The 26,096-nt window shown below is 63.6% G+C and carries 22 protein-coding genes and 1 pseudogene; 13 read left to right on the forward strand and 10 right to left on the reverse strand.

Annotated elements, in window-relative coordinates; genetic code table 11:
* Positions 1-229 precede the first annotated feature (229 nt).
* Entirely contained in the window at positions 230-850 is a 621-nt protein-coding gene (locus P0D89_RS10230) for a methylated-DNA--[protein]-cysteine S-methyltransferase (protein ID WP_408356437.1), read from the forward strand.
* A 109-nt stretch (positions 851-959) separates the two neighbouring features.
* The gene (locus P0D89_RS10235) at positions 960-1,265 is read left to right on the forward strand and encodes a panthothenate synthetase (RefSeq protein ID WP_408356435.1); all 306 of its coding nucleotides are present in this window, start codon (positions 960-962) and stop codon (positions 1,263-1,265) included.
* Positions 1,266-1,348: 83 nt separating this feature from the next.
* On the opposite strand, the gene P0D89_RS10240 is transcribed toward P0D89_RS10235, so the two are convergent.
* Positions 1,349-2,590 carry a Zn-dependent hydrolase gene (locus P0D89_RS10240; protein ID WP_408356433.1) on the reverse strand — a complete coding sequence of 414 codons (1,242 nt, stop codon included), beginning with the start codon at positions 2,588-2,590 and terminating at the stop codon, positions 1,349-1,351.
* Positions 2,591-2,748: 158 nt separating this feature from the next.
* Between P0D89_RS10240 and P0D89_RS10245 the strand changes: the two genes are divergently transcribed.
* On the forward strand, positions 2,749-3,351 hold the full coding sequence (locus P0D89_RS10245; protein ID WP_408356431.1) for a phosphatase PAP2 family protein: 603 nt from the start codon (positions 2,749-2,751) through the stop codon (positions 3,349-3,351).
* Here the strand turns inward: P0D89_RS10245 and P0D89_RS10250 are convergent.
* Positions 3,346-4,386 carry a helix-turn-helix domain-containing protein gene (locus P0D89_RS10250; RefSeq protein WP_408356429.1) on the reverse strand — a complete coding sequence of 347 codons (1,041 nt, stop codon included), beginning with the start codon at positions 4,384-4,386 and terminating at the stop codon, positions 3,346-3,348. The two genes, P0D89_RS10245 and P0D89_RS10250, sit on opposite strands and share 6 nt — an antisense overlap.
* A gap of 250 nt (positions 4,387-4,636) precedes the next feature.
* Here P0D89_RS10250 and P0D89_RS10255 point away from each other — a divergent pair.
* A pseudogene (locus P0D89_RS10255) lies at positions 4,637-4,801 on the forward strand (SDR family oxidoreductase); the annotation flags it as partial.
* Between the two features lie 164 nt (positions 4,802-4,965).
* On the opposite strand, the gene P0D89_RS10260 reads toward P0D89_RS10255, so the two are convergent.
* Together P0D89_RS10260 and P0D89_RS10265 are read right to left on the reverse strand one after the other, a co-directional pair.
* Complete coding sequence (locus P0D89_RS10260; RefSeq protein ID WP_408356427.1) at positions 4,966-5,673, reverse strand: dienelactone hydrolase family protein; 708 nt, start codon at positions 5,671-5,673, stop codon at positions 4,966-4,968.
* A 220-nt stretch (positions 5,674-5,893) separates the two neighbouring features.
* The gene (locus P0D89_RS10265; protein ID WP_408356493.1) at positions 5,894-6,877 is read right to left on the reverse strand and encodes a porin; all 984 of its coding nucleotides are present in this window, start codon (positions 6,875-6,877) and stop codon (positions 5,894-5,896) included.
* A 442-nt stretch (positions 6,878-7,319) separates the two neighbouring features.
* Between P0D89_RS10265 and P0D89_RS10270 the strand changes: the two genes are divergently transcribed.
* Entirely contained in the window at positions 7,320-8,387 is a 1,068-nt protein-coding gene (locus P0D89_RS10270; protein ID WP_408356425.1) for an SDR family oxidoreductase, read from the forward strand.
* A 52-nt stretch (positions 8,388-8,439) separates the two neighbouring features.
* On the opposite strand, the gene P0D89_RS10275 is transcribed toward P0D89_RS10270, so the two are convergent.
* Positions 8,440-9,222, reverse strand: a complete 783-nt coding sequence (locus P0D89_RS10275) for an IclR family transcriptional regulator (protein ID WP_408356423.1) — start codon at positions 9,220-9,222, stop codon at positions 8,440-8,442.
* Between the two features lie 268 nt (positions 9,223-9,490).
* On the opposite strand from P0D89_RS10275, the gene P0D89_RS10280 reads away from it, so the two are divergent.
* The 3 genes from P0D89_RS10280 (at position 9,491) to P0D89_RS10290 (ending at position 13,180) form a co-directional block, all read left to right on the forward strand.
* Positions 9,491-10,876, forward strand: coding sequence for an MFS transporter (locus P0D89_RS10280; protein WP_408356421.1), 1,386 nt, complete (start codon positions 9,491-9,493; stop codon positions 10,874-10,876).
* A gap of 52 nt (positions 10,877-10,928) precedes the next feature.
* Positions 10,929-11,384 carry a type II 3-dehydroquinate dehydratase gene (locus P0D89_RS10285; protein WP_408356419.1) on the forward strand — a complete coding sequence of 152 codons (456 nt, stop codon included), beginning with the start codon at positions 10,929-10,931 and terminating at the stop codon, positions 11,382-11,384.
* A gap of 287 nt (positions 11,385-11,671) precedes the next feature.
* The gene (locus P0D89_RS10290) at positions 11,672-13,180 is read left to right on the forward strand and encodes an MFS transporter (RefSeq protein WP_408356491.1); all 1,509 of its coding nucleotides are present in this window, start codon (positions 11,672-11,674) and stop codon (positions 13,178-13,180) included.
* A 175-nt stretch (positions 13,181-13,355) separates the two neighbouring features.
* Here the strand turns inward: P0D89_RS10290 and gudD are convergent, their stop codons facing one another.
* Positions 13,356-14,705, reverse strand: coding sequence for a glucarate dehydratase (gene gudD, locus P0D89_RS10295; RefSeq protein WP_408356417.1), 1,350 nt, complete (start codon positions 14,703-14,705; stop codon positions 13,356-13,358).
* Positions 14,706-14,838: 133 nt separating this feature from the next.
* Positions 14,839-16,170, reverse strand: coding sequence for an MFS transporter (locus tag P0D89_RS10300; RefSeq protein ID WP_408356415.1), 1,332 nt, complete (start codon positions 16,168-16,170; stop codon positions 14,839-14,841).
* 486 nt (positions 16,171-16,656) lie between these two features.
* Between P0D89_RS10300 and P0D89_RS10305 the strand changes: the two genes are divergently transcribed.
* Together P0D89_RS10305 and P0D89_RS10310 are read left to right on the forward strand one after the other, a co-directional pair.
* Positions 16,657-17,367: a FadR/GntR family transcriptional regulator gene (locus P0D89_RS10305; protein ID WP_408356413.1), complete on the forward strand. Its 711-nt coding sequence runs from the start codon at positions 16,657-16,659 to the stop codon at positions 17,365-17,367.
* 176 nt (positions 17,368-17,543) lie between these two features.
* Entirely contained in the window at positions 17,544-18,560 is a 1,017-nt protein-coding gene (locus P0D89_RS10310; protein WP_408356411.1) for a LysR family transcriptional regulator, read from the forward strand.
* Positions 18,561-18,677: 117 nt separating this feature from the next.
* Here the strand turns inward: P0D89_RS10310 and P0D89_RS10315 are convergent, their stop codons facing one another.
* Together P0D89_RS10315 and P0D89_RS10320 are read right to left on the reverse strand one after the other, a co-directional pair.
* Entirely contained in the window at positions 18,678-19,787 is a 1,110-nt protein-coding gene (locus P0D89_RS10315) for an alkene reductase (RefSeq protein WP_408356409.1), read from the reverse strand.
* Positions 19,788-20,107: 320 nt separating this feature from the next.
* Positions 20,108-20,236, reverse strand: a complete 129-nt coding sequence (locus P0D89_RS10320; protein ID WP_408356407.1) for a hypothetical protein — start codon at positions 20,234-20,236, stop codon at positions 20,108-20,110.
* Positions 20,237-20,257: 21 nt separating this feature from the next.
* Between P0D89_RS10320 and P0D89_RS10325 the strand changes: the two genes are divergently transcribed.
* The 3 genes from P0D89_RS10325 (at position 20,258) to P0D89_RS10335 (ending at position 23,352) form a co-directional block, all read left to right on the forward strand.
* Positions 20,258-21,760, forward strand: a complete 1,503-nt coding sequence (locus tag P0D89_RS10325) for a DASS family sodium-coupled anion symporter (RefSeq protein WP_408356405.1) — start codon at positions 20,258-20,260, stop codon at positions 21,758-21,760.
* 166 nt (positions 21,761-21,926) lie between these two features.
* Positions 21,927-22,733, forward strand: coding sequence for an alpha/beta fold hydrolase (locus tag P0D89_RS10330; RefSeq protein ID WP_408376509.1), 807 nt, complete (start codon positions 21,927-21,929; stop codon positions 22,731-22,733).
* A 388-nt stretch (positions 22,734-23,121) separates the two neighbouring features.
* On the forward strand, positions 23,122-23,352 hold the full coding sequence (locus tag P0D89_RS10335; RefSeq protein ID WP_042326353.1) for a hypothetical protein: 231 nt from the start codon (positions 23,122-23,124) through the stop codon (positions 23,350-23,352).
* A gap of 127 nt (positions 23,353-23,479) precedes the next feature.
* On the opposite strand, the gene P0D89_RS10340 is transcribed toward P0D89_RS10335, so the two are convergent.
* Complete coding sequence (locus tag P0D89_RS10340; protein ID WP_408356401.1) at positions 23,480-25,708, reverse strand: NADP-dependent isocitrate dehydrogenase; 2,229 nt, start codon at positions 25,706-25,708, stop codon at positions 23,480-23,482.
* Between the last annotated feature and the right edge of the window lie 388 nt (positions 25,709-26,096).

The following is a 26,096-nucleotide window of genomic DNA, read 5'->3' on the forward strand; positions in this document are numbered from 1 at the left end:
AATCACGCGCAACGCCGCCAACATCCTATGAATGGAATCGAAAAGGGCGGTACAGTGACAGCCCGGCTGCTATCCAGCCAGGATGCTTGAACACGAATGAAATAGCAAGAACTGGAGCGTCTTCAGAGAGAACGGGTCTTACGCTGTCGAATATGGGCGCGCTTTCAGCGCGCATTCGCAGACCGGCCTCGCCCGCCTCTGTGCCTCCAACCAGTCAGGAGCAAGCAAAGTGAGCTACGCATACAAGTTGATGGATTCACCTGTCGGTCAGTTGAAGCTCGTCGCCAACGGCGAGCGCCTCGCTGCGATCCTGTGGGAAAACGACAAGCCGAACCGGGTACGGCTCGGGGAGTCGATCGAAGAGAACGAGCGTCCCGTGCTGGTCGAAACCGAGCGGCAATTGAAGGAGTATTTCGCCGGCACACGGCAGGCATTCGATCTCGCGCTCGATTTTCAGGGCACGGAGTTCCAGAAGAAAGTCTGGCACGCGTTGTTGACGATTCCGTTCGGGCAGACACGCAGCTACGCGGAAATCGCGCGGCAGATCGGCAATGTCAACGCAGTGCGAGCGGTCGGCGCGGCGAACGGCAGGAATCCGATTTCCATCGTCGCGCCTTGCCATCGCGTGATCGGCGCGTCGGGCGAGCTGACCGGTTTTGCGGGTGGCCTCGCCAACAAGATGCTGCTGTTGTCGCTCGAAGCTGGACAGACTTCGCTGCAAGCGGCGGCCGGTACCCAGACGCAAACGCAAACTCAAACTCAAGCGCGGCCCGTCGCGACCAAAGCCGATGCAAAGCCCGTTCGCCATGCGCCGAGCCGTGGGACGCAGGCTTCGCTGTTCGGCAACTAGGCACGAACGCGCCGGCAATGGACCACGAACCGGCCGGGATGGACTCCGATAGCAGCGCATAAAGCACCTATCCTTAAGAGGCCCTTTGGGCATCAACCAGGAGGATGACATGCGCATGCTTCTCAACATACGAATCCCGCACGAACCGTTCAACACGATGGTGCGCGACGGCAGCATCGGCGAGGTGGTGGCGAAGATACTGGAAGAGACGAAACCGGAGACCGTCTACTTCACCGAGCAGAGCGGACAGCGTGGCGCAGTGCTCGCGGTGAACGTCGACGACGCATCGGCTATTCCGTCGCTCGCGGAGCCATGGTTTCTGAAGTTCAACGCGGACTGCGAACTGCGCATTGCGATGTCGCCGGAAGACCTGATGAAAGCCGGGCTGGACAAGCTTGGCTCGAAATGGAAATAGCGCACAGGCAGCGAGGCACGTGACGCGCGTTGGCGATTCAGCGAACGCGCCGTCACCGCCAACGCCAACGCCAACGCAATGCATCATGACCGTGCCGCGCATTGCTCCTGAAGAATCGCAGCCGCAGCCATGGCCGCGACCTGGCAGCCGAGGACGATATGCTCTTCGGCCGTATCTTCGATGAAGTCGTGACTCACGCCGCCGATGCTCGGCACGAACATCATGCATGCCGGCATGCAACGCGCGATGACCTGCGCGTCGTGCGCGGCCCCGCTCTGCATACGCAGCCATTGCCCCGGCGCAACTGCCTCGGCGGCTCTGGCGAGATGTTCCGCGAGCGCCGCGTGCATACTCACCGGTTTCATCGGCGAGTCGAAGGTCGTCAGTTCCACGCTCACACGATTGCGCACATTGAAGTCACGCACCAGTTCCGCGAGCTTGCTCTCCATCGCATGCAAGCGTTCGGCATTCGCGTCGCGGAATTGCAGGTACATGTCGGCCGCGCCGGGCACGACGCTCAGCGAACCCGGATCGAGATCGATGCGGCCCACGGTCCACACGGTGTCGGCATCCGCGAGCTGCGCGAACGCGTCGTTCATCGTGGCGATAAAGGCGACCAGCGCCGCGCCGGCATCGCGCCGGATCGCCATGGGCGTGGTGCCGGCGTGATTGCGCTGCCCCGTGAAGCGCAAGCGCAACTCGCGCAGCCCGACGATCGTCGTGACGACGCCGATCGTTTTGCCAGCCGCCTCCAGCCGGCCGCCCTGCTCGATATGCGGCTCCAGATAGGCCACGTGCCGCCCGGCTTCGAAGCGCACGCGCCGCCGTCCAGCCAGACCTGCGGCTTCGAGCGTGTCTTCGAGGCGCTGGCCCTCGCGATTCGTGGCGCCACGAATCGATTCGTCGATCGGATCGCCCACGAAGCTGCGGCTGCCAAGCAAGCCGGAAAAGGTGCCCTCTTCGTCGATCCACGATGCCACGTCCACCGCCAGATGCTTCGTCGCGTCGTCTTCCGCCAGCGCGCGAGCGATTTCCAGTCCGTAGATCACGCCCATCGCTCCGTCCAGCCAGCCGCCGGTCGGCTGCGTGTCGGTATGCGAGCCGATCACGAGCGCCGGACCGCTGTTGCGCGAACGTCCGAACACGGTCCCCACTCCGTCGACGCCCGCGTCGAGCCCCGCCTCCTTCATCCTCGCGACGAGCCATTCGCGCGAGGCCAGATCCACCGGCGAGAGGGCAAGCCGGACCACGCCCGGCCCGGTAGCACCGAAACTGCGCAGCCGTTTGAGGTCGGTCAGCAAACGGTCCGGATTGATCGTCACCACGTTTCCATCTCCTTTGGCTGAATGCTCGCGCTGTATGGCCGCTGTGCAATATGGCGGTAAGCATGCCATAAGCTTGGCCCGCTAACATGGGTCACCGCGAATTCAGCGGCGCGCATTGCCTCACCTCACCGACCCACGTCCGAAAAGAAAACCACGGCATGAACACACTCGAAGCGGTCAATCAGGCGCTCTTTCTAATGCTCAACGCAACGCCGTCGACCCCGGCATCGCAAATCGACCTCGCGCGTTTTATCGCCGATTACGTGATCTATCTCGTGCCGCTCTCGTTGGTCGCGATGTGGCTGTCCGGCGACGAACGCCGACGCGAAACCGCGCTCCGTGCGTGCTGCGTGGCCTGGTTCGCACTCGGCATCAATCAGCTCATCGCTCTGGTGTGGCCGCATCCACGGCCGTTCGTGCTCGGCATCGGTCATACGTTTCTCGACCACGCGCCGGACTCGTCGTTCCCCAGCGACCACGGGACGATCTTCGCGTGCATCGCGTTGACCTTGCTGCTTGGCGGCGTGCGCCGCTATGGTGTCGTTATTCTGCTGTCCGGTCTCGCCGTGGCTTGGGCGCGCATTTTCGTCGGCGTGCATTTTCCGCTCGACATGGTGGGCGCTGTCGTCGTGGCAGGCGTGGCCTTCCTGCTGATCGCACCGCTATGGCAGTGGCTCGGCGCGAGCCTGACGCGTGCGCTGATCGCGGTGTACCGCAAGCTGCTGGCCTGGCCGATCCAACGTGGCTGGCTATCGCTATAGCGCCGCGTTGCGCGTCACGCCGCCGCTAACGGCAGCCTGTGCCTGGCGCGCCAGCGCGCGGAAGTCGCTGGGCGACATGTCATACGCGCGGCGAAACGCGCGGGTGAAATCCGATGCGCTATTGAACCCCAACCCATACGCGACCTCGACAATCGCCTTGTGCGGGTAGCGGTGCAGTTCATCGGCCGCTTCGCGCAGCCGGCGGTTGCGGATATAGGCGGCCAGCCCGCCCTCGGGTTCGAACAGTCGATACAGCGTGGGCCGCGAAAGTTGCGACACGGCGAGCACGCTTTCGATCGTGACATCCATCTGCCCGAGATTCGCGTCGATGAAGCGCCGCGCCGTCGCGAACATCGCGGTGCGAGCGGCCGCGCGCGCATTGCCGGTCAACCCCGTCTCCTTGCCGAAGGCCGCCGCGATCAGCATTGCGCAGGTATGCATGGCTTCGTAGGCGTCGGGCGCGCTCATCGTCGGCAATCGCTTGCACAGGTCGGCGAGATGCGCCGGAATCATCCGCGCGAGTGGCGAGTGATACTCGATCACGCGGCCATGAACCGATTCCGCTTCCGGCAGCACGGATTCCACCAGTTCACGCGGCAGAAAAAACGCCAGCACGCGACAGGCGCTGCGCGCCATTTGCATCGGCTGGTTCATGTCGAGCGCGAGGATGCCCGGCTCGGACTGCAGCGCCTTGCGTTTGGGGTGCAGACCCGCACCGGTTTCGATCGTGCCTTCGACGGCCACATGAAACACGAACTGGCGAACCGAGTCCGTGGAAATGCGCGCAACCGATCGCGATTGCGAAACGGGATCGGTCTGGCAGTCCATGAAGGTCAGATCGCCGACGCGGTAGCTGTCGATCCTGCCGTTGAAGCCGTCGGCCAGTTGCCAGCGTGAGATCGGCACGTCGAGGAAATGACCCAGACGGTCCCGCCAGGCGATCGCCTGCGCGCGCGGTGCTTCGTGATATGTATCGAAGTGGCTATGGACGCATGCCGTGGCCGCGGCATGCTTCGCTACGGAGTCGGTCGTCAAGGTATTCCCCGCCAGTTTCGTCAACTGCTAATCATAGCCGCAGGCGGGGACAACATCACGACCTGAGCGATGCGGCGGCGCCACAGTCGTACGCGAAGCCGCATGTGTGGGCGGCCTGGTTGACTCAGCGCGGTTCGGATCTGACTTGCGCGCCCAGTTCGTCGGGCCTAGAGAGAAAAAGCTTTAGCACCGACGACGTATTCGATTGGCTATGGCCGATGACCAGATCGACAGTCGGCGCATCGCGAGCTTCGCGAAGACCGACGCGGGACGCGCTCTCACATTGAGCATGCAGGCGTTCAAGCGCTTGGCGCAGCCCGGCGACATCGGCGGCGCCGTGGCCTTTCTCGCGTCGGACGCCGCGCGCTGGATCACCGGGGAGACGCTGCATGTGGACGGCGGCTCGAAGCTCTGAGCTTGACGCCTGTCTTTGCGGTTGGATTTCGCCGCAAAGGCTTTACGGTGTGCCGCGCCAACGTGCGGACACATCGCAAGCCTTTGCGGACGCGATTCAATGCATCGCCGCCTGGCCATGAGAGCCATGACCGGCGAACTCGCGCCGCTCTTACGTCGAGCCGCTCACTTCCACAACGTGCGGCCGAAGAACGTCAGCGTGCGGTCCCAGGCGAGCTGCGACCAGACGGGGTCGAACTGGGTCTTCGCGATGCGGCCCGGCCCGACCGCGGTTTCATTCGCGAACGCGTGATGCGCGAGATAGCGATGGAACTCGACATCGACGCTGGCTTCGGTCAGCTTCTTCTCCAACGCATCGACCGTTTCAGCGGGGAAGAACTCGTCCTGCAACGCCCAATGCCCGAGCACCGGCACCGTGATTTTCGATGCATCGATATACTCCAGCGGCGGGAAGCCGTACCAAGCCACCCCGGCCGCCAGGTCGGGAATGTTGCACAGCGAAAGCCAGGTGAGCGCGCCGCCCATGCAATAGCCGGTCACGGCAACTTTCGCCGCGTGCTGCTTCAGATAGTCGGCGGCGCCTCGCACGTCCTGGGTGGCGGCGTCGCCGAAATCGAGCCCGCTCATCAGGTGGTGCGCTTCTTCCTCCTCCAGTGTCGATTTGCCGCGGTAGAGATCGGGCACGAGCGCCAGATAGCCCGCCTGCGCGAGCCGGTCCGCGACGCCGCGAATCTGCTCGTTCAAGCCCCACCATTCCTGAATCACGACGATGGCGGGCGCGCCTTCCAGCTTCTGCGGTTTGGCCAGGTAGCCCTGAACCTGCTGGCCGTCGGGGCGGCTAAAGGTGATCATCGATCCTGCTGGCTGTTTCATGGGTAGCTCCTTGGGTGGACGGAGCCGCTAGCATAGCGTCAGTGCAGTTTTCGCGCGCAGGCCCCTTGCGCGTCGATCGCCGGCGGCCGGGCTGTGCGGGCAGATGGTTCGCTTCCTGATTGCATTGCAAGTTATCGCTGTATCATTTTTGAAAGGGCGGCAATCGACGTCGCAAGACGCGCCGTGCGCTGCGATGCGATCAGCCCAACAGTCGCGTCCATTAAAACCGCTCAACCACCCCAAGCTGCACGCCCGCGACCGGCGCGCCCGGATAAGCGACCGGCAGCCCGACCACATTGACGCCGCGCAGCGTGAAGCGGGCGTCGTCGTGATTCCGAAGATAGGCCGCGCTGAAATAGAACAGCAGCGTGCGCGAGAAGTCGTATTCGAAAGCCGCGCTGAACTGGTCGGCACTCGCGCCGTCAGTGGAATAGTCGCGCACGTGCGCATAGCCCACCGATGCCCGCGCATGCGGCGACAAGCTGTATTGCGCCGACAGCGACCCACCCGCGCCGTGATAGAACGGCGTCCCGCCGTCGCCGTTGAAAAAAGCGAGCCACACGCGCACATTCTCGAACCCGTAGCTCGCGCCGCCGAGATTCGCCCGCAACGCGCCGGCACCGTGCGTCTGCTGCCGCCCGTATGACACCTTGAAGCCATCGATCTGATATGCGGCAGTCAGGTAATAACCGTCGATCCCGTTGCCATCGTTTTCCGACGGATCGCGCGTCGCCATCATGACGGTCGCGCTAAAGCCGCCCACCAGCGGTGACAGATACGTGAGAGCGTTATTCGTGTACGGCGTGATCTTCGACAGGTTGTTGAGCCCGGATGCGATCGTGCCGGCGCCGAACGCATCGAGGTCGCCTTTGAACGGGATATAGATGGGCGAGTACTGACGGCCGAATCGCACTTCGCCCCACGTGCCGCGTGCGCCGATCCACGCTTGTCGGTTGAACAGCACACCCGGGGTTTGCAAAGTGCCGTCGACCGAACTGAAGCCGTTTTCCAGCGTGAACACGATCGCCAGGTCCGCGCCGATCGGCTCCGAGCCGTGCAGTCCGAATCGCGAGCCGCGATAAGCGCCCGAGTCCAGGCGTGGCGTCCAGCCAGAGCCTGGATCGGTGACTTCGAGACTGGTGTCGAGCACGCCGTACAGCGAAACGAAGCCGGCGCCGGCATTGGATGCCGCGATGCCATGCATGCAAAACAGCAGCGCCGCGCCGCCGACGCCCGCGCGCAGAACCACGCGCACGCGCCGGTTTGCGGCGGCCCGTGTCAGCACAACGCGTCTTGATCGGGTGGTCGTAAGCGGAAGCGGCGGTGTGCGGTACAGATGAGATCCTCCACAGACACATCAATCGTGCATACCGGGGATGAAAATTACCACGTTCGTCACGCCGGGGCGGCACACCACAATTAACCGACGCACGTCGGGCTTCGCGGTGCGATGCCGCTCACAGAGCTTGCGCGCCGCCGCGAATCGCGCCGTGAGCGCTCGTCAGCGCCCGTCTTCAAACAGGCCGATAATCGCAAGTCCGGCAGGAAGAGTACCCCACGGTCATGTCGCGATCCAGGCCTTGCGCCGCACGGCGCCCGCATGACCGCGCCGTGTCCACGCACCTTCACTTTACGAATTCACTCTCATGGAAAAACGAGCACTCATCATTGGCGCAAGCGGCATCGTCGGCAGCAACCTTGCGGACCGCCTGCTATCGAGCGGCTGGCATGTGGCAGGAGTTTCGCGCGGCCGCACGCCGGTCTCATCGGCGCTCGAAGCAATTACCGCCGACCTCGGTTCACCCGACTCCATCAACGACGCGCTAACCGGCAAACCTTTCAGTCATGTGTTTTTCACCGCGTGGTCGCGCCAGGCCACCGAGAAAGAAAACATTCGCGTGAACGGCGCGATGGTCCGTCATGTGATGGACGCCGTGGGTCCTGCAGGCACGCTCGTGCATGCCGCGCTCGTGACGGGCCTGAAGCATTATCTCGGCCCCTTCGAAGCCTATGCGACCGGCGCGGTGCCGATCACGCCGTTCCGCGAGGAACAGGGGCGGCAACCCGTCGACAACTTTTACTACGAGCAGGAAGACCGCCTGTTCGAAGCCGCGCAGCGCTATGGGTTCAGCTGGAGCGTGCATCGTCCGCACACGATCATCGGCTACGCCCTCGGCAACGCGATGAACATGGGCGTGACGCTTGCGGTCTATGCATCGCTGTGCAAGCAGACCGGCCAGCCGTTCATCTTCCCTGGGTCGGCGGCGCAGTGGAACAGCCTCACCGACATGACCGACGCCAGGCTGCTCGCGCGACACCTCGAATGGGCGGCCATGTCCGCGAACGCGCGCAACGAAGACTTCAACGTGGTCAATGGGGACGTGTTCCGCTGGAAGTGGATGTGGTCGCGCCTCGCCGACTACTTCGGCATCGAAGCAGCGCCGTTCGACGGCGAGGTGCGTCCGCTGGAAGGCCGCATGCAGGACGCCGCCAAACCGTGGTCCGAGATCGCGGCGCGCTTCGGTCTGAAGGAGCCGGACATCGGCAGGCTCGCTTCGTGGTGGCACACGGACGCCGATCTCGGCCGTCCGATGGAGGTGCTGACGGATATGACGAAGAGCCGCAACGCAGGCTTCCTCGATTATCAAAGCACGCCCGACGCGTTCTTCGCGCTGTTCGACCGTCTGAAGGCGGAGCGGGTCATTCCGGAGTGACCCGACGCTGACGTGCGGGCGGCCTGCTCGATGCGTCACAACCGACGGCCGCCTAACGCGCCCGATTGAACAGCGGCGACGCGTGACTCGCCGCGGCGAGTTCCGCGGCCGCCGCGAGCAGCGTCGGGCCGAGACCCTCCATGCGTTTTTCGTCGAGCCGCACGAGCGGCCCGGCAATGCTGATCACGCCCATCGCGGCATAGCCGCGCCGCTGCACGGGCGCGGCCATCGCGGTCATGCCGGGCGCGAACACCTCGTTGATCGTCGCGTAACCGCATTCACGCGCGGCATGCACGAACTTCAGCAATCCGGTGATGGTGGTCGGCGCGTTCGGCCCATATTGTTTCGGCTGCCCGAAGCCCTGCCGCGAGACGAGTTCGAGCGCGCGCTCGTCGGTCATGGTCATCATCCATGCATGACCCGTCGCGCTGCACGACAGGATCGTGTCCATGCCCATGTCCGGGTCGTAGCGCAGCCCCTTCAGCGCGCCTTGCGACTTCGCGACCCACGTGAGCCGGTCGCCGTCCACGATCGCGAGCCGCACCAGTTCGCCCGACTTCTCGGCGAGCCTGTCGAGAATGGTCTGCGCGATGTCGACGATGCCCGAAGTCGCAAGAAAACCGAGTCCGAGACCGACGAGTTTGGTGGTGAGCACGTAGTCGCCGTGTTCGCGCAACTGCCGCACATAGCCGCACTGCTTCAGATCGACGAGCAGCCGATGACACGCGCTACGCGGAATATCGAGCTCGTCGGCGATCATCGCGAGCGGCGTGCCTTCCATCTGCGTGGCGAGATATTCGAGCACCGCGAGGGTGCGCTCCGTGACGCCGGGCATGTCGGTCTCCGTGTTTTGCGTATGCCGCCGCAACCGGGCGGCAGCCGTTTGCCCGCGCAGTTTTGCACATTATGAGATCGAATTCCACCCTGGAATGGCATCCCACCTACGGATGCTAAGCTGTTTTCAAGGCCGCGATGTCGCACGACGACAGCACAACGCGCCGAGTTATCTGATCAAACAGAAGAGCGGGAGCGGGCCACCCGGCGAAGCGTTGACGATCGCTCGCGGCCCGACCTCCCGCACGGCAGACGGACAAGGAGACAACATGATTCAGGATGCACAGGCCAACACGAACACCGCGCACGCCGCGATGCGCACGCGAGCGGTCACCGCCGCCGCGATCGGCACGGCACTCGAGTGGTTCGATTTCACGCTGTACGGCGCGCTCGCCGCCACGATTTTGCCAAGGCTGTTTTTCCCGGCGATGGACCCGACCTCCGCCTTGCTCGCGTCACTGGCGACCTTCGGCGTGGGACTCGCCGCGCGGCCGCTCGGCGCGATCATCTGCGGGCATCTGGGCGACAAGCTCGGGCGCCGTAATCTGATGCTGGGTACCGTCACCGTGATGGGCCTCGCGTCGATGGCGATGGGGCTGTTGCCGACCTACGCGAGCATCGGCGTGTGGGCGCCGGTGTTGCTGGTGCTGCTGCGCATTCTGCAAGGCTTCGCGCTCGGTGGCGAATCGACCGGCGCGCAACTGATGGCGATCGAACACGCGAGCCCCGACCGGCGCGGCAAGTACTCGGGACTGCTCGGCCTGTGCTCACCGCTGAGTCAGATCATGGCCAACGGCGTGCTGCTTCTGCTGTCGTCCACGATGTCGGCGCCGGCATTCGATTCGTATGGCTGGCGCATCCCTTTCGTGCTGAGCTTCATCCTCGTGATCGTGGGGCTTTACATCCGGCTGCGAGTCAGCGAAACCCCCGCGTTCGTGGCGCTGCGTAAAACGGAAGTCGTGCATGTGGGCAGCCCGCTGCGCGATGCGTTCCGCCTGCACTGGCGCACCGTGCTGCGCTGGATGCTGTTCTTCTGCGGACCGGCCGCGATCTTCTATCTGATCGTCGTGTTCTCGCTCAGCTACATCACGAAGACACTCGCCATTCCGAAACAAACCGGCTTTCTGCTGCTGATGGGCGCCAACGTCTGCGCGATCGTCGGCGCGCTCGCCGGCGGCATGTTGAGCGACAGGATCGGCCGCAAGAAAGCGCTCGCGATCGGCTCGACGGCGACCTTGCTGATGCTGTTCGTCTACTTCCAGATTCTCGATACCAAAAGCTTTGTGCCCATGCTGGCCGCGATGGGCTTCTTCCTCGGCTTCACGCAGTTTCAAAGCGGCATCCAGCCGGTCGCATTCGCGGAAGCATTTCCGACCAACGTCCGCTACTCCGGCTCGGCGCTTGCCTATACGGGTGCGAACCTGGTGGCGGGCGGTCCGATGCCGGTGCTGGCCGTGTGGCTCTTCTCGGTGTGCAACGGGTCGCCGTGGGGAGTCGTCGCCGTGTGCGTGATCTTCAACGTGATCTCGCTCGTGATGATCCTGACGGCACGCGAAACGCGCGGCATCGACATGAATCGCACCGACTCGGCCGCGGCCGTGACCGGCGAAGCGGACTTCGCGGCGGCCGGCGTGAGCAACGGCCGCCACACCTAAGCGCTGCGGCGTTCCGGCGACAGATTGAATTTTGCAAACAGGCGACTGAACAATGACTGATCTAGTTTATGTATTGAATGGCTCGAATCTGAACATGCTCGGCAAGCGCGAGCCGCATCTGTACGGCACGACCACGCTGGCGCAGATTCAGCAGCAGGTGGAAGCGCTCGCGGCGAAGCTCGAACTCAGATGCGAATTTCGCCAGACCAACAGCGAGGCGACCATGGTCGACTGGCTGCAGGAAGCGTTCGAACGGGACGCCGCGGTGATCATCAATCCGGCGGGCTTTTCGTTCGCATCGGTGCCGGTGTTCGACGCGGTCAAGCTGATCGAGCGTCCGCTGATCGAGCTGCACATCACCAACATTCACAAGCGCGACGAAACGTACCGCCACTCGCTGATCTCGCGCGCGGCGACCGGCGTGATCTGCGGACTCGGCGCGAACGGCTACCTCGTCGCGTTGCAGGCGATGGCGATGGCGCTCGGCAAGAGCGCGCATTTCGGCTGACGCTTCTCCTGGCCACGGTGGCAGAGATCGTATGTCGCATCGCCCGCAGCATGCCGTACCCCTTGGCACGGCATTTTTTTGTCCGTTTTTCGCCTACAAACGGGGAGAAGATAGTTTTAGCCTAGGGCAAACCCGTATAATCGCCGCAAGAGGTCAGACAACTTGCGGACGTAGCCGTCGAGACCCTGGCCCGCGATCCGCCGCGCGGCGTCCACCCTGAACAGCCCTTTGCCAGCTCCGTGAACCCGACTGCCACTGCACTGCCCTTCCGAAACGCCCTCTTCGCGATGCTCGGCATCGGCCTCGTCAACATGCTGGTCGCGCTCGACCAGACAGTCGTCAGCACCGCGCTGCCGTCGATCGTCGCCGAACTGCACGGCTTCGAATACTTCGCGTGGATCGCCAGCGCGTACCTGCTGGCGTCGGTGGTGACCGTCCCGGTGTTCGGGCGGCTCGGCGACTACTTCGGCCGCAAGCGTTTCGTGATCGCCGCGGTGATCACGTTCACGGTGGCCTCGGTGCTGTGCGGCGTCGCCAACGACATGCTGTTCCTCGTGATCGCGCGCGGCTTGCAAGGCGTCGGCGGCGGGATGATGGTCGGCACCGCGTTCGCATCGATACCGGATCTGTTTCCCGATGCTCGCACCCGCGTGCGCTGGCAAGTGGTGCTGGCCGCCGCGTACGGCATCGGTACCGCGGCCGGGCCGTCGCTGGGCGGCTGGATGAGCGAACACTGGGGCTGGCGCTCGACCTTCCTGATCAACTTGCCGGTCGGCGCCGCCGCGCTCTATTTCATCTGGGCGCATCTGCCGAGCTTCCGGCGAGCGCAGGAAGGCGAGGTCAAGATCGACTGGCTCGGCGCGGCGCTGGTCGCGGCGGTGCTCGCCGGTTTGCAGACCTTCATCGAAGCGGTGCCGAAAAACGGGCTGACCACCGGCAACCTCGTTTTGGCGGTCTGCGTGGTCGCCGGCGCGATCGCATTGTTCGTGTGCGAGAAGCGCGCCACGCATCCGATCATTCCGCTCGACCTGTTCAAGGACGCGCAACTCGTCACTCTGTTCACGCTCGGCATGCTGTCCGGCTTCGTGATGTTTTCGCTGATCTTCTTCGCGCCGCTGTTGCTGCAAGGTGGCTTCGGACTGTCGCCGCAACAGGCCGGTCTGATCGCGACGCCGATCGCCGCGTGCATCGCGCTCGGCAGCCTGCTGAACACGCGCATCGTGATTCACATGAGGAAGCCCACGCAGATTCTGTCGATCGGCTTCACGCTGCTGATGTTCGCGTCGATCGCGCTGGCGTTCGCGAATCCGGGCACGGCGCAGCTGCGAATCGAATTGCCGATGGCGGCGGTCGGTATCGGGCTCGGTTTCATCCTCAACAATCTGAATGTGTTCGCGCAGGAGATTGCCGGGCGTGAGCGCTTCGGCATCACAACCGCACTGCTGCAGTCCACGCGAATGGTGGGCGGAATGCTCGGCACGAGCATTGTCACGACCGTGGTGTCGCATCACTACCGCAACGTCGTCACGCGCACCATGAGCGTGCTCGGTGAACCGGCCGCGTCGCAATGGCGGCCGCGCTTCGTCGATCTGCGCATTCTCATTGATGAGGCGTCGCGGCTGAAGCTGATCGCGGATATGAAATCGTCAGGGCTCGATACGCTCGCGTTGATCGACACGGCGCGCGATGCGCTGGTGCAATCGATTCATATCGGTGTGTGGCTGACGGCGGTTGCTTCGCTGGCGGCGGCGCTGCTGGTGCCGCGGATCTCGCACGTGGTGTTCCGGCGGAGCTGATGCCGGGTTGGGATCGCCTCTGCGCGCAATCCCGGTTGGCGTGGTGAGTGCTGAACCTGCGTGACGGCGTTCGCACAACGCAGAGCGCGCGGCCCCGCTCGTGGCGCGCCGCGCGATCATCTGGCCAGAACGACGCCCGCAACATGCGGGCGCGCATGCGCGACTCACCCAGGCTCTAACGCACCAGACACGGCCGCTTGTTATCGAACTTCCAGTGCGGAATCAGGTATTGCATCGCGACGCCGTCGTCGCGCGCGCCCAGGCCATGCTGCCGATACAGCGCGTGCGCGTTCTCGATCTCGTCCATGTCCAGTTCGACACCGAGCCCCGGCGCCTGCGGTACCTTCACCTTGCCGCCGACGATCTGCAACGGCTCGCGCGTCAAGCGCTGACCGTCCTGCCAGATCCAGTGCGTGTCGATCGCCGTGATCTTGCCGGGCGCGGCGGCCGCCACGTGCGTGAACATCGCCAGCGAAATGTCGAAGTGGTTGTTCGAATGCGAGCCCCACGTCAACCCCCAGTCGTTGCACATCTGCGCGACGCGGACCGAGCCCTGCATGGTCCAGAAATGCGGATCGGCCAGCGGAATATCCACCGACTGCAACTGGACCGCGTGACCCATCTGACGCCAGTCGGTGGCGATCATGTTGGTCGCCGTCGGCAGGCCGGTCGCGCGGCGGAATTCGGCCATCACCTCGCGGCCCGAATAACCGTTCTCCGCGCCGCACGGATCTTCCGCGTAAGCGAGCACGTCGTGCTGGTCGCGGCACAGGCGCACCGCTTCGGCGAGCGACCACGCGCCGTTCGGGTCGAGCGTCACGCGCGCGTGGGGGAAGCGTTCGGCCAGCGCCGTGACCGCTTCGATTTCGGCGTCGCCGGACAGCACGCCGCCCTTGAGCTTGAAGTCGTTGAAGCCGTAGCGCGCCTGTGCGGCCTCGGCCAGCCGCACGACGGCTTCAGGCGTCATTGCTTCTTCAGTGCGCACGCGCTCCCAGTCGTCGCGTCCATCGGCGCCGCTCGCGTACGGCAGGTCGGTCTTGTTGCGATCGCCGATGTAGAACAGGTAGCCGAGCATTTCCACTTCGTCGCGTTGCTGGCCCTCGCCGAGCAAGGCCGCGACCGGCACGCCCAGGTGCTGGCCGAGCAGATCGAGCAGCGCGGCTTCGAGCGCGGTCACCGCGTGGATCGTGGTGCGCAGATCGAACGTCTGCAAGCCGCGCCCGCCCGCGTCGCGGTCTGCGAACTGCGTGCGCGCCTTGTTCAGGATGGCTTGCAAATTACCGATCGACTGACCGACGACGAACGGACGCGCGTCGTCGATCGTCTTGCGGATATTCTCGCCGCCCGGCACTTCGCCGACGCCGGTGTGGCCCGCGCTGTCGCGCAGAATGACGATGTTGCGCGTGAAGAACGGACCATGTGCGCCGCTCAGATTCATCAACATGCTGTCGCGGCCGGCGACCGGCACGACGCGCAGTTCGGTGACGACCGGCGTGGCGTTCGATTCAGAGGGTTTCGTGGACATGAGAATAAGCTCTGTTGAGTGAGTAAGCCGGCAGGTGGACATCATCGCGACCGCTGCGTGGGTTCGACACCGATACCGGATGGAAATCAGAAAACGCGTGGCGCTCGATTGACCGTAGTGAGCGTCAGTGTAGTCAATGTGCTTTGCTGTGCAACGGGTCCGGCAGCACGTCGCGATCGCCGCGCCGACTGCGCGTGAGGAAACCCGCCGCCGCCGCGATCAGCGAGGCAACGCCCAGGCCATACAGGCCGCCGGTAATCGAACCGGTGTGCTGCTGCAGATAACCGAAGGCGGCCGGCGCGAAGAATCCGCCGAGGTTGCCCAGCGAGTTGATCAGCGCGATCACGCCGGCGGCCACACGGGCATCGAGGTAGCCCTGCGGAATCGGCCAGAACAGCGACGAAGCCGCCTTGAAGCCGATCGCGGAAAAGCAGATCGCCACGAATGACGTGACCGGATTGCCCGAGGTCGACGCGAACAGCCCGCACGCCGCGATGACGAGCGCCACCGCGAGCCATGCCTGCTGGAAGCGCCATTTCGCCGACAGCAGCGCGAAGCAGTACATCGCGACCATCGCGATCAACCACGGAATGGCGTTGAGCATGCCGACTTCGAAGTCGGACAGGCCGCCCATCTTGCGGATGATCGTCGGCAGCCAGAACGTGGCCGCGTAAATGGTCAACTGGATCGCGAAGTACAGCAGGCAGAACAGCACGATCTGCGGGTCCTTCAGCAGCTTCAGCGTCGGCAGATGCGCGCCGCCGTGCGCTTCGCGCTCGGCCTGCTCCGCGGCGATCGACCGCGCGAGCACGGTCTGCTCTTCAGCGGTGAGCCACGACGCGTCGCGAATGTGCGACTTCAGCAGCATCCAGCTGACGCCGCACAGCACGATCGAAAAACCGCCTTCGATCAGGAACATCCACTGCCAGCCTTGCAACCCGAAGCCGCGAATGGACAGCAGCGTGCCGGTGATCGGACCGGACAGCACGGACGCGAGCGCCGAGCCGGAGAGAAAAACCGCGACGGCCTTGCCGCGTTCTTTCTGCGGCAGCCATTGCGTGAAGTAGTAGACCACGCCGGGGAAGAAGCCGGCTTCGGCCACGCCCAGCAGGAAGCGCAGCGCGTAGAACGAGGTGTCGTTCCAGACGAACGCCATGGCCGCCGCGACCAGCCCCCACGTGCCCATGATGCGGGTGAGCCATGCGCGCGCGCCGTACTTCTGCATCAGCACGTTCGACGGCACTTCGAACAGCGCGTAGCCGATGAAGAACAGACCGCTGCCGAACCCATAAGCCGCGGCGCCGATGCCCAGGTCCGCATGCATGTGCGAGTTGACGAAGCCGATGTTCACGCGGTCGATGTAGTTCGCGATAAACATGATCAGGAAAAGCGGCAGTACGTGCCGCTTGACCTTCGATACCGCGGAACCCAGCGGGTTGATTGCGGGGGTGAGAGCAGATGTCAAGGTTGTCTCCGGTGTCGGTCACGCGGGCGGTCTGGTCGAACACAACGCGGGGCGGCGGGGCTGCGTACTCCATCGACGCAATCGTGTTATATGTTGTCTGATAACACTTTATCGCGGCTCCAGCATCAATTCCAATCAGGAGTTTACCCTGCAAAGCCTCTTATAACTATGGGAATTATCGAATTCACAGCTGATCGACAAGGCTAAATAGGTGTTGAACTAGGACGTCAGATGACTTGCTTTTTTCCTACACTGCGCACCGGAACAACCGCCCCGGCATCCGCCAGCGCCCCTGCCTACGACACGAAGCGTGGCGGTCGTTCCCTCGCGAAGCCGAGCAAACCGCAAGCGCCGTCGACAACCCTGTAAACGAGTAAAGTCCTGTGCGATACTTTGCGGAAAATCCCAGGTCACGGCATCGCCCCGCCGCCGTCGCCCGCGCGCTCAAGCGTCCGCATCCAGCCGATTAGTCAACTAGCCACAAAAATGTCCAGCCTAACTGAGAAGGTGGTGGCCACCCTTTCCGATGAAATTCGCCGTGGCGCCCTGCGCCCCGGCGACCGCATTCCCACCGAAGTCGCGATGATGAAGCAGCTGTCGGTGAGCCGCTCCGTGGTTCGCGAGGCGATTTCGCGCCTGCAGGCGGCCAACGTGGTCGAGACGCGCCACGGCATCGGCACATTCGTGCTGGCGCCCGCCGCCGAAAAGCCGGTGCAACTGGCCGCCGCCGACCTGTCCAGCATGCTGGACGTGATGGCGATCATCGAATTCCGTATCGACGTCGAAGCGGCTGCGGCCGCGCTCGCCGCAGCGCGGCGCACCGAGCAAAACCTCAAGCAGATTCGCGCCGCGCTGGAGCGCTTCGAGTCGGAACTCGAACGCGGCAGCACCGATACGCTGGCGCACGACATCGAGTTTCATCTGCAGATCGCGCGCGCCAGCGGCAACCGCTACTTCTTCGACGTGCTCAGCCAGCTCGGCCGCGCGGTGAGCCCACGCACGAGGCTCGGGTCCGCAGAGATCGCGGAACTCGACCATATCGAGCACCTGCGCAACGTGCTCGGCGAGCACCAGATGATTTATCGCGCGATAGAACGGCAGGACCCCGATGATGCGCGCGCCGCCATGCGGATGCATCTGAGCAACAGCCGCGAAAGGCTGCGGCGCGCGCATGAGTTGAGTCGAGCGGACGGCTGATTCTGGCGCTCGCGGTGGTCAGCTTGCTTGAGCTGCCCGTTGCCCGTTGCTCGCTGGTCGTGTCGATCATGTGCGGCAAGCCGTTCTTGCACTGATCCGCGCGAAGCCGCGCTGCTCCGCTTGCGAGCCGGGACTGTTCCCGACGATTCAGCAGCGGCCCCGACCAGGAGCTTCCGATGACGCAGCCCAATCACCCTGGCCGTTCCGCAATCGCCACGCCGGGATCGACGGCGCTCGCCGCCGAAACCGGCGCGTCCACCGGTGCGATGGACCGCTTCGGTTCGCTCAGCATATTTGTGCGCGCCGCCGAAACGCGCAGCTTCACCGAAGCGGGACGCCAGTTGGGGATCTCGTCGTCGGCGGTCGGCAAGGCGATCTCACGGCTCGAAGGACGGCTCGGCGTGCGCCTCTTTCATCGCAGCACGCGCAGCATCGCCTTGACACCCGAGGGCGCAACGTTTCTGACGCGATGCCAGCGCATCATCTGCGAGATCGAGGCCGCCGAAACCGAACTGGCGCTCGCCAATGCCGAGCCGCGCGGACGCCTGCGGGTCAGCATGCCGATGGTCAGCACGCTGATGATGCCCGTGATCGGCGCATTCATGAGGACGTACCCGGACATCACGCTCGACATCGATTTCTCCGACCGGATGGTGGACGTGATCGAAGAAGGCTTCGACGTGGTGACGCGTACCGGCGATGCCGTCGACTCGACACTCGTCACGCGCGCGATGGGCAAGTTCCGGCAGACGATCGTCGGCTCTCCAGCGTATTTCGCGCGACGCGGCATGCCTACGGAGCCCGAGCAACTGCGCGAGCACGCGTGTCTCCAACATCGTTTTCCGACTACCGGAAAATTACGCCGCTGGCCATTGACTCGCGACGGCGAGACGCTGGATATCGAGTTGCCGACCGTGGCCATCGCCACTGCCGTCGAACCGTTGACGTTGCTTGCCGAACAGGGTCTGGGGCTGGCCTGCGCACCCGACTTCACGGTGCGCGCACAGCTGGAGCAAGGCTCGCTGGTTGCCGTGCTGCAACCGTATCTGGATAGTCCCAGCGTGTTTCGGGCGCTGTGGCCGTCCGGGCGGCAAATCTCGCCGAAAGCGCGGGTCTTTGTCGATTATCTGAGCCAGCATCTGTTTCCGGATTCCGCCGCGGCGGTGCGCGAGGGCGCTGCAGCACGCGATTGAAGTGAAGGGCTTCGCGTCTCGCCCCTCGCTTTGCCCTCCGCACTAAAAAGCTGGCGCGCCCGACATCGAGCCGAACACGCTGGCCATTCCGACTCATCGCTTCAATCATCCCGACGCTTACGCATCCACCGTTTCTTCCTCATAAAACGGATAGTCGGTGTAACCGTCTTCCGTGCCGCCGAAGAACGTCGGCCGGTCATACGCGTTAAGCGGCAAGTTGCGCTGCAGGCGTTCCGGCAGATCCGGGTTCGCGATGAAGTCGCGGCCGAAGGCGACGAGGTCCGCATCGCCATCGGCCAGAATCGCTTGCGCCGACTCGCCCTTGAAACCGCCTGCCGCGATGATCGTCCCAGGATACTGTTTGCGGATCGTCCGCGCCGCGACTGGGTTCGGATCGCGGCTTTCATCTTCGATGTTGCCCGCGATACGCGGCTCGATCAGATGCAGATAAGCGAGATCGAGTTTCGCGAGTTGCGCCGCGACATAGGTGAACAGGCCGACCGGGTCGCTATCCGACATATCGCCCCACGATCCGCTCGGCCCGAGGCGCACGGCGACCCGATTACTGCCCCACACCGAAATCACCGCACGGGTCGCTTCCATCAACAGGCGGGCGCGATTTTCGAACGAGCCGCCATACGCATCCGTGCGCTTGTTGCTGCCGTCCTGAAGAAACTGATCGAACAGATAGCCGTTCGCGCCATGCAACTCGACGCCGTCGAAGCCCGCCTTCATACCTCGTTCGGCCGCCGTCCGGAAGCTCTCGACCAGTACGGCGATCTCGTCAATCGCGAGCGCGCGGTTCGGCGTGTTCGGAATCCAGCCGGCCCGCGTATAAGCGACGCCACCATGCGGCACTTCGGACGGTCCCACCGGTTGACGTCCATCGGGCTGCAACTCGGCATTCGACTGACGCCCCGCGTGATAGAGCTGCAGGAAGATCCTGCCGCCCTTCGCATGCACTGCGTCGGTGACTTCGCGCCAGCCGGCGATCTGACTGTCGTCGTAGAGGCCGGGAGCGCCGAGATAGCCGTTGCCGTCGGCGGCGGCAATGGTCGCTTCGCCGATCAGCAATGCGCCGGCCGAGGTGCGCTGCGCGTAGTACTCGGCCATCAGACGGCCGGGCCGCGCGTCTTCTTCGGCGCGCATCCGCGTCAACGGTGCGAGCACGACGCGGTGCGCGAATTCATAAGGCCCGACTTTGACCGGGGTAAACAGCTTGCTCATGATGTTCTCTCGAAAGTGATCCGTGAATGATTGCCACCAAACGCTCAATGCGTTGTCCTGCGCTGGATGACAATCTATAGGCGCACCCCGGGTAAAAAAACGGGCCGCGCTTCCGAATACTTCGGACCGGGCAGTCCGCAATGCGCTGGAAGCTTGCGCGTGCGGGGCTGCACGGCGGCCCGTCGATTGTTTGGATTGCACGGCAACTGTGTTTCACCGATGAGGCCCGACGAACGACATCATGCGTAACGGGTTCGCAGAGGCCATGCGCGCCGCGCAAGGACGCCAGAGGCGATTGACCCCTATACGGGTTCGGTGATTCAATCAGCGGGGCGCGCGGGGATCGCCGCCGCCGTCATTTCGATTTTCAGATCCAGGTCACCCACGACACCCGGCATCTGAATCTGCAACGCCACCGCTTGAAAACGAAGGATCAAGGCAAGCAGCACGCCACCTGAGGAGCGACAAGCATGAGCGCATCGAAACCCGCAGCTCAACCCGGCGCAGGTCCCGCCCCAACTCAACGCGGCGTGCCGATCGGTCTGATCGCGAGCGTCGTCGCGATGATCGTCGTTCTGCTGCTGCCGCTGCCCGCCACGCTGCCGCCAGCCGGGCACCGCATGCTCGCCATTCTCGCGTTCGCCGTGGTCGTCTGGTTGACCGAAGCCGTCTCGTACGAGGCCAGCGCGATCATCATCACTTCGCTGATTGCGTTTCTGATCGGCACCGCGCCGACCATCAAGGACCCGAGCGTGCTGTACGGCACGTCGGCCGGCATCAGCATGGGACTCGCCGGCTTTTCGAACTCGGCGCTCGCGCTCGTGACCGGCGCCCTCTTCATCTCCGCCGCGATGACGATCACCGGCCTCGACAAGCGCATCGCGCTCGTCACGCTGTCGTTGATCGGCACCACCACGCGGCGCATCCTGATCGGTTCGATCGCGGTGACGATCGTTCTGTCGCTGGTGGTGCCGAGCGCCACCGCGCGCAGCGCCTGCGTCGTGCCGATCATGATCGGCGTGATCTCGGCGTTCGACGTCGGCAAGCGCTCGAATATCGCGGCCGGCATCATGATCGTGGTCGCCCAGGGCACCAGCATCTGGAACGTCGGCATCCTGACGGCCGCCGCGCAGAATCTGCTGACGGTCGGCTTCATGGACAAGATGCTCGGCGCGCGAGTGACGTGGCTCGACTGGCTGATCGCCGGCGCGCCGTGGGCGATCATCATGTCGGCCGCGCTGCTCGTCATCGTGCTGAAGATGCTGCCGCCCGAGACCGACAGCATCGCCGGCGGCAAGGAAGCGGTCGCGAACTCGCTGCGCGAACTCGGTCCGATGACCGGTCCGCAAAAGCGCCTGCTCGGCGTCGCGATCGGGCTACTGTTCTTCTGGGCGACCGAAGGCAAGCTGCATCCGTTCGACACCACCTCCGTCACTTACGTGGGCCTCGTGATCCTGATGCTGCCGCGCGTCGGCGTGATGGACTGGAAAACGGTGCAGAGCCGCATTCCGTGGGGCACGGTGATCGTCTTCGGGGTCGGCATCAGTCTCGGCACGGCCCTGCTCACGACGACCGCCGGCCAGTGGCTCGGCGACCTGGTCGCGCATCACACCGGCCTCGATCAGGCGAGCGCGTTCACCGCGTTCGCGATTCTGTCGGCTTTCCTGATCGTCATTCATCTGGGGTTCGCGAGCGCCACCGCGTTGACTTCCGCGATGCTGCCGATTCTGATCGCCGTGCTGCAGTCCATGCAGGGCGAGTTCAGCCGGCTCGGCATGACGATGCTGCTGGGCTACGTGGTCAGCTTCGGCTTCGTGCTGCCGATCAACGCGCCGCAAAACATGGTGTGCCTCGCCACGGACACGTTCACCGCGCGCCAGTTCGCGCGCGTCGGCATCGTGCTGACGATTTTCGGGTATCTGCTGCTTCTGCTGTTCGCGGCGACGTGGTGGCGATGGCTGGGGTGGGTGTGAAACGGCGGGCGCGTTGAATGACGACGCGTCCGTGCGGCCGCCTCTTCAACTCAGCGAATAACCCGCCGCTGTAGCATGCGCAAAAACTCGTGGACCGATCGATTTTCGCCGCCACAGTGGCAACTTCATAAATCCACACGCAACGGGGATAGCGATGGCACCCTCGATGGTCCGACACGACGACCACCTCGAACATTTCGAAGCCCATGGCGCGGCCCCGCTTCCCTCGTCGAACGAAAGCGGCCACGTAGAGCACGACGGCGCGCGAATCTGGTACGCGGCATACGGCGCCGGGGCGCCCGTGATCCTGCTGCATGGCGGCCTGGGGCATAGCGGCAACTGGGGTTATCAGATTCCGGCGCTGGTGGAGGCCGGTCATCGCGTGGTGGTCATCGACAGCCGGGGCCACGGCCGCAGCACGCGTGACGCGCGGCCCTACCGGTATGAGCTGATGGCATCCGATGTACTGGCCGTGATGGACACCTTGCATCTGGACAAGGCGGCGATGGTCGGCTGGAGCGACGGCGCCTGCGTCGCGTTGATACTCGCCAGCATCGCGCCCGAGCGCGTCGCGGGCGTGTTCTTCTTCGCCTGCAATATGAACCCCAGCGGCACGAAGCCGTTTGTGCCGACGCCGGTGATCGACCGGTGCTTCGGCCGGCATGCCAAGGACTACGCGCAATTGTCGGCGACGCCGGACGACTTCGACGCGTTTGTCGGCGCCGTCAGCGAAATGATGAGAACGCAGCCCAACTACACGGCGCAGCAGTTGGCTCAGATCCGCGTGCCGGTTGCGATCGTGCAAAGCGAGCACGACGAGTTCATCAAGCCTGAACACGCCGACCACCTCGCCCGCAACATTCCCGGCGCGGAGCTGATCGTGCTGCCTGGCGTGAGCCATTTCGCCCCGCTGCAAAGGCCGGCGCAATTCAATCGCGTGGTGCTCGCGTTCCTCCGCCGGCTGCTTTCCTGAAGCGGAATAACACACCCGCGAGCCGCTTTGCCCCCGGCCGACGCGCAATGTATCTCGCCGCCCCAAATTTCACGATACGAAACGAGGCGTTGCTTCGTAAAAATTTGTGGTGCGTGGCACAAATGCGGCATTTCGCAATGCCGCCCCCCGTTGCACATCGCAAAATTAATCGCTCAAGTCTTTATTTTTAAACGATATTTTTTGTCATGCCGAAGTGTTTCCTTGCCACTTGCGGCGCCATTCACTGACGTAGACTCTTTTACAAGAGCAGCGGCTTCAGGCGGTCGAGCTGGATGGGTCAGAAAAGATGCAGTCTGCCCAGTAGTCAAATCGACGCACGAAGCCACTCAGGCACCGCGGTTTTTAATTGGCAATTGGGAGATAAAAAATGAAAGGCTTTCGCTTTAGTTCGACCCAGGGAGCGTTCTATATTCTGCCGGGCCAGGATGGCTGGGAGGCAACCTACGGCAACGATACGCTCGGTGAATTTTCCACCCCGCAACAGGCGGCCGACGACCTCGCGCGCGGCTTGACCTGCCCGCATCTGTCCGAAAGCGACGACACGTCCACGCTCGAAATTCCAGAGAAACTGGCCGATTGGGAAATCGTTCACGTGTGATGGCGGGCATGACCGCTGGCCACGTGGAAGTAGAAACGACGATGGCGCTCTTGAGCGCCATCGTCGTGCTTACTGCTTATTTAGTGCGTACTTTGCTGCATACGCGGGTACTTCAAGCAACTCCGACTTAAGCAACCGAGTCCACGATCTTGTTCAGCGTCGCGCTCGGGCGCATTGCCTGGCTCGTCAGTTCGACATTCGGACGATAGTAGCCGCCAATGTTCACCGGCTTGCCCTGCGCCGCACCCAGTTCTTCGACGATCTTCGCTTCGTTGTCGGCCATCGCCTTCGCGACGCCGGCGAACTGCGCCTGCAGCGCTGCGTCTTCGGTTTGCGCGGCCAATGCTTCCGCCCAGTACATCGCGAGGTAGAAGTGGCTGCCGCGGTTGTCGATACCACCAACCTTGCGCGCCGGCGATTTGTCGTTGTCGAGGAACTTGCCGGTGGCCTGGTCCAGCGTCTTGGCCAGAACCTGCGCCTTCGGGTTGTGGTACGCATTGCTCAGATGTTCGAGCGACGCGGCCAGCGCCAGGAATTCACCCAGCGAGTCCCAACGCAGGAAACCTTCTTCGACCAGTTGCTGAACGTGCTTCGGTGCCGAACCGCCGGCGCCCGTTTCGAACATGCCGCCACCTGCCATCAGCGGGACGATCGACAGCATCTTCGCGCTAGTGCCCAGTTCCATGATCGGGAACAGGTCGGTCAGGTAGTCGCGCAGCACGTTGCCGGTGACCGAGATGGTGTCCTTGCCGGCGCGGATACGCTCGACCGAGAACTTCGTCGCTTCGACCGGCGTCATGATGCGAATGTCCAGACCGCTGGTGTCGTGGTCCCTCAGGTACTGCTCGACCTTCTTGATGATCTGCGCGTCGTGTGCACGAGCCGCATCCAGCCAGAAAACGGCCGGCGTGTTGCTGGCGCGGGCGCGGTTGACCGCCAGCTTGACCCAGTCCTGCACCGGCGCGTCCTTGGTCTGGCACATGCGCCAGATATCGCCCGCTTCCACCGGCTGTTCGATCAGCACCGTGCCGGCTGCGTCGGTCACGCGGACCACGCCGTTTGCCGGGATCTGGAACGTCTTGTCGTGTGAGCCGTATTCTTCGGCGGCTTGCGCCATCAGGCCGACGTTAGGCACCGTGCCCATCGTGACCGGGTCGAACGCACCGTGCTTCTTGCAGTCTTCGATCACCGCCTGATAGACATCCGCGTAGCAGCGGTCCGGAATCACGGCCTTGGCGTCGTGCAGCGCGCCGTCCGCGCCCCACATCTTGCCCGACTCGCGAATCATCGCCGGCATCGACGCGTCGACGATCACGTCGCTCGGCACGTGCAGGCTGGTGATGCCCTTGTCCGAATTGACCATTGCCAGTTGCGGGCGCTGCTCGTATTGCGCCTTGATGTCGGCTTCGATCGCCGCGACCGTTTCGGCCGGCAGGTCCTTCAGGCGCGCGTACAGGTCGCCGATGCCGTTGTTCGGGTTGAAGCCGACCTTCGCCAGCGCTTCGGCGTGCTTGCTCAGCACGTCTTTGTAGAACACCGACACCACGTGACCGAAGATGATCGGATCCGACACCTTCATCATCGTGGCCTTCAGGTGCACCGAGAACAGCACGCCCTTGCTCTTCGCATCGGCGATTTCCGCGTCGATGAAGCTGCGCAGCGCGTTCTTGCTCAGCACCGACGCGTCGACGATCTCGCCTGCCTGCACGGCCGTCTTTTCCTTCAGGACCGTCTTCGTGCCGTCGGCGGCCGTCAGTTCGATCTTCAGGTTGCCGGCTGCCGCGATCAGCGCCGACTTCTCGCTACCGTAGAAATCGCCGCCGCTCATGTGCGAGACGTGCGACTTCGAGTCCGCGCTCCACGCGCCCATCTTGTGCGGGTGCTTGCGTGCGTAGTTTTTCACGGACAGCGGCGCGCGGCGGTCCGAATTGCCTTCGCGCAGCACCGGATTGACCGCACTGCCCTTGATCTTGTCGTAGCGGGCCTTGACGTCTTTTTCTGCGTCGGTGGTCGCGACGTCCGGGTAGGCCGGCAGCTTGTAGCCCTGGTCGCGCAATTCCGTGATCGCGGCCTTCAACTGCGGCACGGAAGCGCTGATGTTCGGCAGCTTGACGATGTTCGCTTCCGGACGCGTGGTGAGTCCACCGAGTTCCGCCAGGTCGTCGGAGCCCTTCTGTTCCGCGCTCAGGTAGTCCGGGAATGCAGCAATGATCCGGCCGGCGAGCGAGATATCGCGCGTTTCAACGATCACGTCGGACGAGCGCGTGAACGCCTTGACGATCGGCAGCAGCGAGTAAGTCGCTAGAGCAGGCGCTTCGTCGGTCAGGGTGTAGATGATCTTCGGCGGTGTGGACATGTTCGATGCTTTGCTAAATGAAGTGATAGACAGAGCGTTGGTAGCGCTGAGCCAGCGAAATTGCGACGAAGCAGCAAAAACGCAGCGCAACCTACGGCACTACTTTTTACGGCCCGACCGTGAGTATATGCGTGTTTTGCTCGATTCGCTGCTAAACAAACAGGTCCGGGAACCGCACTCAAGAGGGTCGAGCCCCGCCAGATAAGGCTTTCACGCTAATCATAGCTGTCTTAAGACAGATGTCTTATAGATGACTTACCGCATCGGAATATTTGTAAATGCGAATCATATGCATTACTATTCGTGCGCAGTCGAAGTTTGGACCATCTGTTTAACAACCACTCGCTCGAACCGATGCCGCTATGCCCAGCCTTGGCGCGCAGCGGCG

Source organism: Paraburkholderia sp. RL18-085-BIA-A (assembly GCF_046027075.1).
Lineage (GTDB): Bacteria > Pseudomonadota > Gammaproteobacteria > Burkholderiales > Burkholderiaceae > Paraburkholderia.